Source organism: Microbacterium sp. nov. GSS16 (genome assembly GCF_028198145.1).
Classification (GTDB): domain Bacteria; phylum Actinomycetota; class Actinomycetes; order Actinomycetales; family Microbacteriaceae; genus Microbacterium.
Genome location: NZ_CP116338.1, coordinates 1,244,780 through 1,257,348 on the forward strand (window position 1 = coordinate 1,244,780; position 12,569 = coordinate 1,257,348).

The following is a 12,569-nucleotide window of genomic DNA, read 5'->3' on the forward strand; positions in this document are numbered from 1 at the left end:
CGCGAGAACGATGCCTCGCCGGATGCGCGCAGCCGTTGGAGCTGGCTGCGCCCGGGCATCCGGGTCGCCTGTTTTTCGGCATCCGGATGCCGAAAGCGCTCCGCCCCGGAGAAAGGGGTGGAGCGCTCTCGTCGATGCAGCGGGTCAGCGTGCGCCGGCCGGCTCCTTCGTGGTGTCCGGCTCCGGGGCATCCGCGTCGTCGATGTCTTCCGCGAACGGCAGGCCGTTGCGGGGGGCGTTGTAGAGCTCCTCGTCGAGGATGCCCTCGCGCTTAGCGACGATGGCCGGCACGAGGGCCTGGCCCGCGACGTTCACCGCGGTGCGGCCCATGTCGAGGATCGGGTCGATGGCGAGCAGCAGTCCGACGCCCTCGAGCGGCAGGCCCAGGGTCGACAGGGTGAGGGTGAGCATCACGACCGCGCCTGTGGTTCCGGCGGTGGCGGCCGAGCCGACGACCGAGACGATCACGATCAGCAGGTACTGGATGAAGCTCAGCTGAATGTCGAAGAACTGGGCCACGAAAATCGCCGAGATCGCCGGGTAGATGGCGGCGCAGCCGTCCATCTTGGTGGTCGCACCGAGCGGCACGGCGAACGACGCGTAGCCGCGGGGCACGCCGAGGTTGCGCTCGGTGACGCGCTGCGTGAGCGGCAGGGTGCCGATCGACGAGCGGCTGACGAAGGCCAGCTGCACGGCGGGCCAGACGCCCGAGAAGTACTGCTTGATCGACAGACCGTGGGTCTTCACGAGGATCGGGTAGACCACGAAGATCACCAGGGCGAGGCCGATGTAGATCGCCGCGGCGAACCACGCGAGCGAGGTCAGCTTGTCCCAGCCGTACTTGACGACGGCCGAGCCGATGAGGCCGAAAGTACCGATCGGGGCGATGCGGATGATCCACCACAGCACGCGCTGGATGACCTTGAGCAGCGACTCGGTGAAGGCGAGGAACGGCTCGGCCTTGCGGCCGGCCCTGAGGGCGGCGATTCCCACGACCGCGGCCACCACGATGACCTGCAGGATGTTGAAGTTCACGCTCGACACGAGTGTGCCCTCGACGGGACCGGGGCCCGTCGACACGGACAGGCCGAGGAAGTTCTGCGGGATCAGACCGAGCAGGAAGTTCCACCAGGTGCCGACCGTGTACGGGTCGCCCGTCTCGAGGCCCGCCCCCGCCTTCGCGCCGGGCTGGATGACCAGGCCGAGCGTGATGCCGATGATCACGGCGATGAACGCGGTGATGCCGAACCAGAGGATCGTCTGACCCGCGAGGCGCGCGGCGTTCTGCACGCGGCGCAGGTTGGAGATGCTCGCGACGATCGCCGTGAAGATCAGCGGCACCACGGCCGCCTTCAGCAGCGTGACGTACGAGCTGCCGATGCGGTCGAGCGTGTCGGACAGTACCGTCGGGTTGGTGCCGCTCGCGCCGAGCGAGACGGCGATCAGGCCGACGCCGATGCCCAGGATGAGGGCGGCGATGATCTGGAACCCGAAGGATGTCAGCAGCTTGCGGACCGGGCCCCGGGTGTCTGGCGCCTTCTGGGCGCGCGCGGTGGAAGAAGAGGTGCTCAAAGGGACTCCAATTGTCTGCGCGGAGTGCGCGTCGTGTGGGGTAAACGCTAAGCGGATCGCTGTATTCCCGCGAATATGTGTGACGAAGCATGACGGGGCCGGGTCCCCCCGGCCCGGGCCGCGGTCGCTCCGCCCACACCGCCCGGTCGCAGAGCGGACACCCTCCCGGTCGTTCAGCGAGCGAAGCGAGTCGAAACGCCGACGTACCCGCCGGACGCAATCGCGGATGAGCCAGCACCCACTCACCCGCGCGGAGCCAGCACCAGCAGGTCCCCCACCTCGCACTCGAGCGCGTCGCACACCGCCCGCAGCGTCGAGTACCTGATCGCCCGCGCCCGATCGTTCTTCAGCACCGACAGGTTCACGATGCTCACCCCCACCCGAGCGCTCAACTCGGTCAGCGTCATCCCGCGCTCGACGAGCAGTTCATCCAGGCGGCAATGGATGCCCGTAAACTCGTCATCCGCCCCTGCCGGCGTCATACCAGCCCCTCCGTCTCGCGCTGCAGTCGAGTTCCGTTGCGCAGGATCACCGCGAGGGCGGCGAACGCCAGCCCGGCCGCGATCGGCCAGAACGGAAGGGTGACGCTGAATACAGGGTCGGGCCACCAGGCATCCAGCACGTCGTCGATGCCGGCAACCTTCTCGTAGCCACCGCCGGAGTACTCGAGAAGCTCGGACGACGCCATGCTTCCCGCGATATCAGACAGCACCTGCGCGCCGATGCCGCCGAGGCTGACTACGACCGCCGTCACCATAGACATCCGAGACAACACCGGCGCGAAAGCGCGTCCCCGCAGCAGCTGGAAGCACGACAGGGCCACCATGGCCGCGACGGCGCCCGGCACCAGCCACCACAGCGCCTGACCGATCGCCCAGCACACCCGCGCTCCCACGCTCAGGCCCTCGACCACCACGTCGGCAGCGGTGAAGCCGCCGCTGATTCGCGTCGCGCTCGCGCCCTCGACGAAGGCGCCCTCCGGCAGAGTCGGCCAGTACGCGGCCGTGGGTACGGTGATCTGCACGGCGTTCTGCACCAGCGTCGAGACGGCGGTCACGAGCGCGCCGATGATCGCGATACCCGCCCACAGCAGTGCGACCCAGAAGGTCACGCGAATGACCGAGGACTCACCACGCCGCCGCCCGCCCGCACGAGCGAACGCGACGACGACGCCTAGCGCGACGACGACGAACACCGCCGCCAGCGACCACACTGCGACGCCCATTAGACCAGCCCCTCGGCCTCGCGCTGCAGCCGGTCGCCGACGACGAACACCGAACCGACCACGGCCAGTGCGAAGGCGGCGAGCACGAAGGTGAACGGCTCGACCGAGATCACCGCCGTGTCGAACGGGCCATCGATCGCATGAGCCATCGCGGCGTTCGCGAGCATGTTGTCGAAGAAGTGCGCCGCGGCGGCTCCGATCAGACCGACTGCGCCGCCGATCGCGGCCAGCCGCGTGTTCCCCTTGCCGAACACCCGCCCGCGCAGGATGTTGCGGCTCAGCGCGATCAGGCAGGCCACGACGACGACCACCGTCGTGCCGAAGGCGACCTGGCCGAGGACGCCGGCAACCACACCGATCCCGTCGAGCCCCTCGACGGCGATGACACCCTGATCCAGCTCGACCGGAAGGGTCGTGTCGCCGATCCGGGCATCCGCCGTCGTGTCGAGGAACTGCACCAGGACGTCGATCGCACCGCCGCCCACCAGCTCGGCGATGCGCACGCTGACGTTCCACACTGTCCATGCTGCGATCGCCACCCCCGCGATGACGAACAACGCGAGGCTGACCGTGTCGCCCCTGCTCAGCGTGCGCTCCGCCGGAGCGCCGTCGGTGATCTTCATATCTGCCCCCACATATCGATAGTCGTTGTTATCGGCTTTCGATAACTTAATGACAGTCGATAAGCATGTCAAGAACGGAAGGACACCCCGCTCCCTTCCCGGCGAATGGGGGAGCGTATGCCGACGGCGAACACGACCGTTCCACCCCGCCGCGGTCGTTACTCTCGATGTACACGGCGCCACCGCCGCTTCGCCCCGCGCGAAAAGGAGTCACAGCATGTTCGAGAGATTCACCGACCGAGCCCGCCGAGTCGTCGTCCTCGCCCAAGAAGAGGCGAAGATGCTCAACCACAACTACATCGGCACCGAGCACATCCTGCTCGGCCTCATCCACGAGGGTGAGGGTGTCGCCGCCAAGGCCCTCGAAAGCCTCGGCATCTCCCTCGACGCGGTGCGCGAGCAGGTGCAGGACATCATCGGCCAGGGTCAGCAGCAGCCGACCGGCCACATCCCCTTCACCCCGCGCGCCAAGAAGGTGCTCGAGCTGAGCCTGCGCGAAGCGCTGCAGCTCGGCCACAACTACATCGGCACCGAGCACATCCTGCTCGGCCTCATCCGCGAGGGCGAGGGCGTCGCCGCTCAGGTGCTCGTCAAGCTCGGCGCCGACCTCAACAAGGTCCGCCAGCAGGTCATCCAGCTGCTCTCCGGAGCGCCCGGCCGCGAGACGGCTTCGGTCGGCGCGACCACCAACGAGAACCAGCAGGCCGCCCAGGGCGGCTCGCAGGTGCTCGACCAGTTCGGCCGCAACCTCACCCAGGCTGCCCGCGACGGCAAGCTCGACCCGGTGATCGGCCGTGAGAAGGAGGCCGAGCGGGTCATGCAGATCCTCTCGCGCCGCTCGAAGAACAACCCCGTCCTCATCGGCGAGCCGGGCGTCGGCAAGACCGCCGTCGTCGAGGGCCTCGCCCAGGCGATCGTCAAGGGCAACGTCCCCGAGACGCTCAAGGACAAGCAGCTCTACTCGCTCGACCTCGGCTCGCTCATCGCCGGCTCCCGCTACCGCGGCGACTTCGAGGAGCGCCTGAAGAAGGTCACCAAGGAGATCCGCACCCGCGGCGACATCATCGTCTTCATCGACGAGATCCACACCCTCGTGGGCGCGGGCGCCGCGGAGGGCGCGATCGACGCGGCATCCATCCTCAAGCCGCTCCTCGCGCGCGGCGAGCTGCAGACGATCGGCGCCACGACCCTCGACGAGTACCGCAAGTACTTCGAGAAGGATGCCGCGCTCGAGCGTCGTTTCCAGCCCGTTCAGGTGAACGAGCCGACGCTGCCGCACGCGATCAACATCCTCAAGGGGCTGCGCGACCGCTACGAGGCGCACCACAAGGTGCAGATCACCGACGGCGCGATCGTCGCCGCGGCGAACCTCGCCGACCGCTACGTCTCCGATCGCTTCCTGCCCGACAAGGCGATCGACCTGATCGATGAGGCAGGCGCCCGCCTGCGCCTCAGCATCCTGTCGTCGCCGCCCGAGCTGCGCGAGTTCGACGAGAAGATCGCCAAGGTCCGTCAGGACAAGGAGGCAGCCTCCGAAGAGCAGGACTTCGAGAAGGCCGCGTCGCTGCGCGACCAGGAGAAGGAGCTGCTCGGTGAGCGGCTGCGCCTCGAGAAGCAGTGGCGCTCGGGCGATGTCGCCACTCAGGCGGTCGTCGACGAGGGCCTGATCGCCGAGGTGCTCGCCCAGGCCACCGGCATCCCGGTCTTCAAGCTCACCGAGGAGGAGTCGAGCCGACTCGTCTTCATGGAAAAGGCGCTGCACCAGCGCGTCATCGGCCAGGAAGAGGCGATCGCCGCGCTCAGCCGCACGATCCGCCGCCAGCGCGCCGGCCTCAAGGACCCGAAGCGCCCCAGCGGCTCGTTCATCTTCGCCGGCCCCACCGGCGTCGGAAAGACCGAGCTCGCCAAGGCCCTCGCCGAGTTCCTCTTCGACGACGAGGCAGCTCTCATCTCGCTCGACATGAGCGAGTTCGGTGAGAAGCACACCGTGTCGCGTCTGTTCGGAGCCCCTCCCGGATTCGTCGGATTCGAAGAGGGCGGCCAGCTCACCGAGAAGGTGCGCCGCAAGCCGTTCTCGGTCGTGCTGTTCGACGAGATCGAGAAGGCCCACCCCGACATCTTCAACTCGCTGCTGCAGATCCTCGAAGAGGGTCGCCTGACCGACGGTCAGGGACGCATCGTCGACTTCAAGAACACCGTGATCATCATGACGACCAACCTCGGCTCGTCGGCGATCGCCGGTGGCCCGGTCGGGTTCCAGATCGAGGGCAACTCGCAGACGACGTACGAGCGGATGAAGGGCAAGGTCGACGAAGAGCTCAAGCGCCACTTCAAGCCCGAGTTCCTCAACCGCCTCGACGACATCATCGTCTTCCCGCAGCTGAACAAGGACGAGCTGCGCCAGATCGTGGGCCTGTTCACCAAGCAGCTCGGCGACCGCCTGCTCGACCGCGACATGACCGTCGAGCTGTCGGATGCCGCGAAGGACAAGCTCATCGACATCGGATTCGACCCCGCCCTCGGTGCGCGTCCGCTGCGTCGCGCCATGCAGCGCGAGATCGAGGACCAGCTCTCCGAGCGCATCCTGCACGGCCAGCTGAACACCGGCGACCACGTGAAGGTCGACGTCGTCGACGGCAAGTTCGCGTTCGAGCACGCGCCGCGCGGCGAAAAGGTGTCGGTCGGCGTCAACACCGGCGGCGGCATCTCCACCACCCCGGAGATCGCTGCGGGCTGACGACAGCTGAGACGAGAAAGGGGGCGGATGCCGATGGCATCCGCCCCCTTCTGCGTGAACAGATCAGCGTGCGTCGTTCCACGACCAGATGTCGTCGCCGCGCAGCGTGGCATCCGCCCCGCTGTCGTCGTAGATGACCTGTCCGGCCAGGTGCGTGTTCTCGACCCCGGTCAGCCAGATCAGCAGGTTCGCGATCGCCGCGGCGGCGGCCGACTGGCGGCCCTCGGCCGTGCTGAGATCGGTCTCGACGTCGGCGTCGCGCAGGTCGATGCCAGGCAACCAGATGCCAGGCAACCAGACAAGGAGCGCGACTCCCAGCGGTCATGCGGATTACCTGCAGGGGGCTCGCTCTAGTGTGGACCCGTGCCAGACTTCCTCGTCCGCCCCGCCCGCAGCACCGATGTGATCGGCATCCACTCTCTGCTGGAGCCGATGGTCGATCAGCGCATCCTGCTCGGCAAGGACCTCGCCGTGCTCTACGGCGCCGTGCAGGAGTTCGTCGTCGCCGAAGCTGATGGTCAGCTGATCGGCTGCGGTGCCCTGCACGTGATGTGGGAGGACCTGGGCGAAGTGCGCACCCTTCTCGTGCGCGACGACTACCTGCGCCACGGCGTCGGTCGCGCGATCGTCACCGACCTCGAGCACCGCGCCCGCCAGCTCGGGCTCACCCGGCTCTTCTGCCTGACCTTCGAGACCGAGTTCTTCTCGCGACGCGGCTTCGAGCCCATCGGCGAGCAGGTGGTCGATGCCGACGTTTATTCGCAGCTGCTGCGCAGCGGCGACGCGGGCGTGGAGGAGTTTCTGGATCTGGCCCACGTCAAGCCGAACACGCTCGGCAACACGAGGATGATCAAGCACCTGAATTAGCCTGGACTCATGCCCCGCCAGTCTGCCGCCGTCTACCGTCGCCGCCGGCTCGCGGTGCTGCTGCTGCTCGTTCTCGTGCTCGTCGCAGTCGGCGGGGGTGTGTGGCTCGCGATCGCGCAGCCGTGGTCGGCCTCGGCTCCGGCCGACCGGACCCCCACTCCGGATGGCGCGGCGCCGGCGACCCCGACCGAGAGCCCCAGCGCGTCTCCCGATGCGAGCCCCGACCCCTCCGAGACCCCCGGCATCGCGGCGTGCACCGCGGAGGACGTGACCGTCACCGCCGTCACCGACGCCGACGCATACCCCGCCGAAGCGCTGCCGCAGCTGTCGATCCTGCTCGCCAACACCGGCACGCGGGACTGCACGCTGAATGTGGGCTCGAGCACGCAGATCTTCACGGTGAGCAGCGGAGACGACGTGTGGTGGCGTTCTACGGACTGCCAGTCGGAGTCGAGCGACATGATCGTGACGCTCGCGGCCGGGTCTTCGGTACCCAGTGCATCGCCGGTCGTGTGGGATCGCACGCGCTCATCGACCGACACCTGTGAAGAGCAGAACCGCCCGCGCGCACCGGGCGGTGGAGCCTCGTATCATGTCGCCGTGTCGATCGGCGGTTTCGCCAGCGAGACGCCCAAGCAGATCCTGTTGCGCTGAGCGAAAAGTCGTTGCGGCCTCGAACTTATCCCCGATGAGTGGCTGACATGGACGATATTTTGGGATACCATAGAGGCCAGGTTCTCAGTTCTGTTGCGGCAAGCCATCCCCAGTGGTGTCGACACCAGCGTCCCCAGCGCTTCGACAATCGCCGCGACCGAGAGCCGGAGGGCCCTCTCGAGTTCCCCAGTCCCCAATGGAGGACTCGAGAGGGCCCCACTCTTAGGCTGGTGTCATGGCGAAGAAGAAGTCAGGCAGCAAGCGCCCCGCACCCGAGGACTTCCGCTCTGAGGCTCTGGCTCAGGCGCTCGAGAAGCAGGACATGGCGGCCGTCGCCCTCGCGCTCCGCAACGGCAACACGGTCGTTCCGCTGATCAAGCCCGGTGCCCGCGACAACCCGCTCGACAGCGGCGAGGTGTGGACGTACCGCGACGCGAGCACCGGCGACGTCGCGCTTCTGCTGTTCAGCGACGCCAAGCACAAGCCCGCCAACCTGCCGCCCGGGGTGGGTATCTACTCGCCGACCTGGCTGAAGTCGTTCCTGGGCACGCACCGCGACACCATCACGACCGTCTTCCTCGACATCGCAGGCCCGCACCCGATGCAGGCGCCGCCGGCAGAGCTGCTCAAGGCGCTCGAAGCCTGAGCCGCCGTCAGAACGGCGGGATCGACGCCTCGGGGCGACGGTCGGTGGCGCGCGAGCGGATGTCGGTCAGCGCCGAGCGCAGCGTCTTCGACCGGTCGTCGACCACCTGCTGGTACCCGAGCCGCGCGGCCTCGCCTCGGCGCTGCGTCGCCTGGGTCACCGGGCGGATCTCGCCCGCCAGCGACAGCTCGCCCACCGCGGCGACCGTTCGCGGCACAGACCACTGCCGGATCGACCCCGCCACGGCGACGGCGATGGCCAGATCGGCCGCCGGCTCGGTGAAGCGCACGCCGCCGACGGTCGACACGTACACATCGAGCTTCGACGTCGCGATGCCCGCGCGCCGCTCGAGGATCGCCAGCACCATCGCCACCCTGGATGCATCCAGGCCGTGCACCACGCGACGGGGGTTCGGGGCGTTCGACTCGATCGTCAGCGCCTGCACCTCGACCGGCAGAGCGCGCCGACCCTCCAGCGCGATCGCCACGCAGGTGCCGGGCTCTGCTGCGCCCTGGGAGAGGAACAGCCCGCTCGGGTCGGGCACCTCGGCGATGCCCGCGCCGGTCATCTCGAAGCATCCGACCTCATCCGTCGGGCCGAAGCGGTTCTTCAGCGCTCGGATGAACCGCAGCGCCGTCTGCCGGTCGCCCTCGAAGTGGCACACCACGTCGACCAGGTGCTCGAGCACCCGGGGGCCTGCGACCTGACCGTCCTTGGTCACGTGTCCGACGATGATCACCGGCAGCCCGCGGTCTTTCGCGACCCTGATGAGGGTCGCCGCGACCTCGCGCACCTGACTCGGCTGACCGGCTGCGCCGTCGATGAGGCCCGACGCCACCGTCTGCACCGAGTCGACGATCACCAGGTCGGGCTTCACGTCGTCGATGTGACCGAGGATCGTGGCGAGGTCGGTCTCGCTGGCGAGGTACAGCTCGTCGTGCAGCGCATTCGTGCGCTCGGCGCGCAGGCGCACCTGGGCCGGTGATTCTTCGGCGCTCGCGTACAGCACGCGACGGCCGGTGCGCGCGGTGGATGCCGCCACCTCCAGCAGCAGCGTGGACTTGCCGACACCCGGCTCGCCGCTCAGCAGGATCGCTGCGCCGGGCACGATGCCGCCGCCCAGCACACGGTCGAACTCGCCGACCCCGCTGCTGCGCCGCGGCGCGTCGGCGGTCGTGATCTGCGTGATCGGCCGCGCGGCGCGGCTCGCGGACGGCGCGACGGCCTCGGTCTGCCGCACCAGCCCCGTCTTCGCTCCCTGCTCCTGCACCGTGCCCCACTGCTGGCACTCGCCGCACCGGCCGACCCACTTCGCCGTCGTCCAGCCGCATTCCGAGCACACGAAAGCGGGAGGGGCGGGTCTGCGGGTGGCCATGCAGCAAGGGTATCCTCGGCATCCGACACCACGGCCTTCGACCGTGCCCGACCGGTGTGCCCGGGCTCACTGCGAGGCAGCGACCGCCTGAGCGAACGGGGTGTCCGGCGCCGACAGTACCTCATCGAGCACGCCCTCTTGGGAGATGCGCCCGTGCTCGAGGATGAGCAGGCGGTCGGCGAGGGCGTGCGCATCGGCGACGGTGTGCGAGACGACGATCGTCGTGGTGCCGTGCAGCTGCTCGCGGACGACCTCGCGCAGCTGCGCGGCGGCGAGCACGTCGAGCGAGCTGAACGGCTCATCCAGCAGCAGCAGCCGCGGGCGCGCCGCGAGGGCGCGGGCCAGCGCGACGCGCTGACGCTGACCGCCGGAGAGCTGGTCGGGTCGGCGGCCGCCCAGGTCGGGCAGGCCGATCCGCGGCATCCACTCCTCGGCCATCGCGAGCGCATCGGCGCGCGACGAGCCGGCCGAACGGGCGGCGAACGCGATGTTGGCAACGGCGGTCATGTGCGGAAACAGCAGCGGGTCCTGGCCGAGCAGACCGATCGCGCGCCGCGATGGGGGAGTGTGCCGCGAAGCATCCGCCAGCCGATCGCCGCCGATGTCGACGTGCCCGCCGTCAAGACGGGTGAGGCCGGCGACGGCATCCAGCAGCGTAGTCTTGCCGGCCCCGCTCGGACCCATCACCGCCAGCACCTCACCCGGGCGCAGCGTCAGCCGCACGTCGAGGCCGGCGTGGTCGACGACCACATGCGCGTCGAGTGTGCCGGTCACTTCAGCGCACCCGGTCGCCAGGCGCGCACGAGCAGCAGCACCACGACCGCGGTCGCGAGCAGCAGGATCGACAGCGCGACCGCCGTCTCGCGGCCGGTGCCCGCTCCGTTGAAGGCCGTGTAGATCGCCAGTGGCATGGTCTGCGTGACGCCGGGGGCGTTGCCGGCGAACAGTGCCGTGGCGCCGAACTCGCCGATGGCCCGCGCGAAGCACAGGATCACGCCGACCACGATCCCGGGCGCCGCGAGCGGCAGCGTCACCCGCCACAGCACTCGCCAGGGGCGGGCGCCCAGCGTCGCCGCGGTGCGCTCGTACCGGCCGCCGACGCTGCGGATGGTGCCCTCCGCGGCGAGCACGAGGAAGGGCAGGGCGACGAACGCCTGCGCGAGCACCACCGCCGCCGGGGTGAACGGCAGAGTCACGTCGAAGGCACCCGACAGCATCCGTCCGACCGGACTCGTCCTGCCGAACAGGAACAGCAGCGCCACCCCGCCGACCATCGGCGGCAGCACGAGGGGCACGGCGACGAGCGCGCGCAGCAGCGCCGACGTGCGAGGGCCCGACCTCGCCATCAGCAGCGCCAGCGGAAGGCCGAGCACCAGGCACACGGACGTGGCCGCCAGGCCGCTGACGAGCGACAGCCGCAGCGCGTCGACGGCGACAGGTGAGGTGATGTCCTGCCACAGCGTCGCCCAAGACGCCCTGGTGATCAGTGCCAGCAGCGGCAGGATCAGCAGCGCCACCCCGAGCACCGCCGGGGCGATCAGCGTGAACGGCGTGCCCGTGCCGGTGTCGCGGATGCCGCTGCGCCGAACGGCAGCGCGACGGGAGGCCGCGGGACCGGCGTCGACGGTCACGGCGCCCCGAACCCGAGCCGCTGCAGGATCCGCTGCCCGTCCGGCCCGCGCACGAAGTCGGCGAAGAGCTCGCCGGTCTCGTCGGCGTCGTCGAGCGCGACGATCGGGTAGCGGTTGACGACCTCGTCGGCGCCCTGGGGCACGAAGCTCTGCACGGCGTCGTCGCCGATCACATCGGTGGCGTAGACGAGCCCGGCATCCGCCTCGCCGGCGGCGATCTTCTGCAGCACGGCGGTGACGTTCTGCTCCTGGCTCGCCGGCGTCACCGCTACTCCGGCCGCCTCGAGAAGCGTCTGGCTCGCCACTCCGCACGGCACCTGCGGCGCGCAGAGCACGGTCACGGCATCTGCGAGATCGGCCAGTGTCTCGACACCCCCCGGGTTGCCGGCGGGAACCGCCACGACCAGCGTGTTGGTGGCGAAGAGCTGCGGGCCGGCGGCGAGTCCGCTGTCGACCAGCGCGGTCATGCTGCGCTCGTCGGCGGTGGCGAGCACGTCGGCCCGTGCGCCCTCCTGCAGCTGGGTCACGAGTGTGCTCGAGCCCTCGTACACGATTGGGTTCACGGTGACGCCCGGGTACTGCTGCTCGAACGACTCGGCGATCTCATCGAACGCGGTGCGCAGCGACGCGGCGGCGAACACCGTCACTTCGCCGGTGGGGCCTTGCTGCTCGCCGCCCGAGTCGGAGCTCTTCCCGTTCGAAGCATTCCCGTCGGAGCGGGACGCGGCTGACGTGCACCCGGTGAGCACCAGCGCCGCAGCCAGAGCGGCGACGCCGACCCATCGCAGCCTCACCGCAGCGCCTCCTTCGGCGGCGTCTCGACGATCACGTTGGTCGCCTTGATCACGGCCGAGGCGAGCGAGCCGGGCTGCAGGTCGAGCTGCCGTGCAGCCTCGGCCGACAGCAGCGACACGACCCGGTGGGGACCTGCCTGGATGTCGACCTGAGCCATCACGCCGTCGATCTGCACGCGCGTGACGAGTCCGGTGAAGCGGTTGCGCGCGCTGGAGAGCAGGTCGGCGTCGTCGCCGGGGGCGTCGGCCAGGCGCTGGGCGTGCTCGGCGAGGGCGGCGCCCGGGATGCGGGCGGGGGAATCCCCTGTGACCGGCAGTGCGCCGTGGTCGATCCAGCGCCGCACCGTGTCGTCGCTCACGCCGAGCAGGCGGGCGGCGTCAGCGATTCGATATGAGGTCATGGCCTGAGCCTAGATGTCGGATGACCGCAGATCCAGACGAAATA

14 protein-coding genes are annotated in these 12,569 nt (G+C 69.3%); 4 read left to right on the top strand and 10 right to left on the bottom strand.

What is annotated here, in order from left to right; genetic code table 11:
- Positions 1–144 precede the first annotated feature (144 nt).
- The 4 genes from PGB26_RS05715 to PGB26_RS05730 all read right to left on the bottom strand — a co-directional run bounded on the left by PGB26_RS05715 (position 145) and on the right by PGB26_RS05730 (position 3,420).
- A complete protein-coding gene (locus PGB26_RS05715) occupies positions 145–1,572 on the bottom strand; it encodes a dicarboxylate/amino acid:cation symporter (protein ID WP_271639375.1) in 1,428 nt (475 codons plus the stop codon).
- A gap of 242 nt (positions 1,573–1,814) precedes the next feature.
- Positions 1,815–2,054 (bottom strand): helix-turn-helix domain-containing protein, encoded by a 240-nt coding sequence (locus PGB26_RS05720; protein ID WP_271639376.1) that lies wholly within the window; start codon positions 2,052–2,054, stop codon positions 1,815–1,817.
- Entirely contained in the window at positions 2,051–2,797 is a 747-nt protein-coding gene (locus PGB26_RS05725; RefSeq protein WP_271639377.1) for a hypothetical protein, read from the bottom strand. Before PGB26_RS05725 ends, PGB26_RS05720 begins: the two co-directional genes overlap by 4 nt.
- The gene (locus tag PGB26_RS05730; RefSeq protein WP_271639378.1) at positions 2,797–3,420 is read right to left on the bottom strand and encodes a hypothetical protein; all 624 of its coding nucleotides are present in this window, start codon (positions 3,418–3,420) and stop codon (positions 2,797–2,799) included. Before PGB26_RS05730 ends, PGB26_RS05725 begins: the two co-directional genes overlap by 1 nt.
- Before the next feature lie 217 nt (positions 3,421–3,637).
- Here PGB26_RS05730 and PGB26_RS05735 point away from each other — a divergent pair, with 217 nt between their 5' ends.
- Positions 3,638–6,157, top strand: a complete 2,520-nt coding sequence (locus PGB26_RS05735; RefSeq protein ID WP_271639379.1) for an ATP-dependent Clp protease ATP-binding subunit — start codon at positions 3,638–3,640, stop codon at positions 6,155–6,157.
- A 63-nt stretch (positions 6,158–6,220) separates the two neighbouring features.
- Here the strand turns inward: PGB26_RS05735 and PGB26_RS05740 are convergent, their stop codons facing one another.
- Positions 6,221–6,436, bottom strand: coding sequence for a hypothetical protein (locus tag PGB26_RS05740; RefSeq protein ID WP_442923012.1), 216 nt, complete (start codon positions 6,434–6,436; stop codon positions 6,221–6,223).
- Between the two features lie 84 nt (positions 6,437–6,520).
- Here PGB26_RS05740 and PGB26_RS05745 point away from each other — a divergent pair, with 84 nt between their 5' ends.
- The 3 genes from PGB26_RS05745 to PGB26_RS05755 all read left to right on the top strand — a co-directional run bounded on the left by PGB26_RS05745 (position 6,521) and on the right by PGB26_RS05755 (position 8,324).
- A complete protein-coding gene (locus PGB26_RS05745) occupies positions 6,521–7,024 on the top strand; it encodes an amino-acid N-acetyltransferase (protein WP_271639380.1) in 504 nt (167 codons plus the stop codon).
- Between the two features lie 9 nt (positions 7,025–7,033).
- Positions 7,034–7,678 carry a hypothetical protein gene (locus tag PGB26_RS05750; protein ID WP_271639381.1) on the top strand — a complete coding sequence of 215 codons (645 nt, stop codon included), beginning with the start codon at positions 7,034–7,036 and terminating at the stop codon, positions 7,676–7,678.
- A gap of 235 nt (positions 7,679–7,913) precedes the next feature.
- Positions 7,914–8,324 (top strand): dehydrogenase, encoded by a 411-nt coding sequence (locus tag PGB26_RS05755; protein WP_271639382.1) that lies wholly within the window; start codon positions 7,914–7,916, stop codon positions 8,322–8,324.
- Positions 8,325–8,331: 7 nt separating this feature from the next.
- Here PGB26_RS05755 and radA read toward each other — a convergent pair whose 3' ends face one another.
- The 5 genes from radA to PGB26_RS05780 all read right to left on the bottom strand — a co-directional run bounded on the left by radA (position 8,332) and on the right by PGB26_RS05780 (position 12,525).
- The gene (gene radA / locus PGB26_RS05760) at positions 8,332–9,699 is read right to left on the bottom strand and encodes a DNA repair protein RadA (protein WP_271639383.1); all 1,368 of its coding nucleotides are present in this window, start codon (positions 9,697–9,699) and stop codon (positions 8,332–8,334) included.
- Positions 9,700–9,765: 66 nt separating this feature from the next.
- Positions 9,766–10,473: an ATP-binding cassette domain-containing protein gene (locus PGB26_RS05765; RefSeq protein WP_271639384.1), complete on the bottom strand. Its 708-nt coding sequence runs from the start codon at positions 10,471–10,473 to the stop codon at positions 9,766–9,768.
- Entirely contained in the window at positions 10,470–11,273 is an 804-nt protein-coding gene (locus PGB26_RS05770) for an ABC transporter permease (protein ID WP_271639609.1), read from the bottom strand. Before PGB26_RS05770 ends, PGB26_RS05765 begins: the two co-directional genes overlap by 4 nt.
- Before the next feature lie 53 nt (positions 11,274–11,326).
- Positions 11,327–12,124, bottom strand: a complete 798-nt coding sequence (gene modA / locus PGB26_RS05775) for a molybdate ABC transporter substrate-binding protein (RefSeq protein ID WP_271639385.1) — start codon at positions 12,122–12,124, stop codon at positions 11,327–11,329.
- On the bottom strand, positions 12,121–12,525 hold the full coding sequence (locus tag PGB26_RS05780) for a TOBE domain-containing protein (RefSeq protein WP_271639386.1): 405 nt from the start codon (positions 12,523–12,525) through the stop codon (positions 12,121–12,123). The genes modA and PGB26_RS05780 overlap by 4 nt, the downstream gene beginning before the upstream one ends.
- Between the last annotated feature and the right edge of the window lie 44 nt (positions 12,526–12,569).

Excerpts from the sequence above, each read along its gene's own strand:
- PGB26_RS05720 (WP_271639376.1), bottom strand. The coding sequence starts at position 2,054 with ATGACGCCGGCAGGGGCGGATGACGAGTTTACGGGCATCCATTGCCGC.
- PGB26_RS05725 (WP_271639377.1), bottom strand. The coding sequence starts at position 2,797 with ATGGGCGTCGCAGTGTGGTCGCTGGCGGCGGTGTTCGTCGTCGTCGCG.
- PGB26_RS05730 (WP_271639378.1), bottom strand. The coding sequence starts at position 3,420 with ATGAAGATCACCGACGGCGCTCCGGCGGAGCGCACGCTGAGCAGGGGC.
- PGB26_RS05735 (WP_271639379.1), top strand. The coding sequence starts at position 3,638 with ATGTTCGAGAGATTCACCGACCGAGCCCGCCGAGTCGTCGTCCTCGCC.
- PGB26_RS05750 (WP_271639381.1), top strand. The coding sequence starts at position 7,034 with ATGCCCCGCCAGTCTGCCGCCGTCTACCGTCGCCGCCGGCTCGCGGTG.
- PGB26_RS05755 (WP_271639382.1), top strand. The coding sequence starts at position 7,914 with ATGGCGAAGAAGAAGTCAGGCAGCAAGCGCCCCGCACCCGAGGACTTC.
- radA (WP_271639383.1), bottom strand. The coding sequence starts at position 9,699 with ATGGCCACCCGCAGACCCGCCCCTCCCGCTTTCGTGTGCTCGGAATGC.
- PGB26_RS05780 (WP_271639386.1), bottom strand. The coding sequence starts at position 12,525 with ATGACCTCATATCGAATCGCTGACGCCGCCCGCCTGCTCGGCGTGAGC.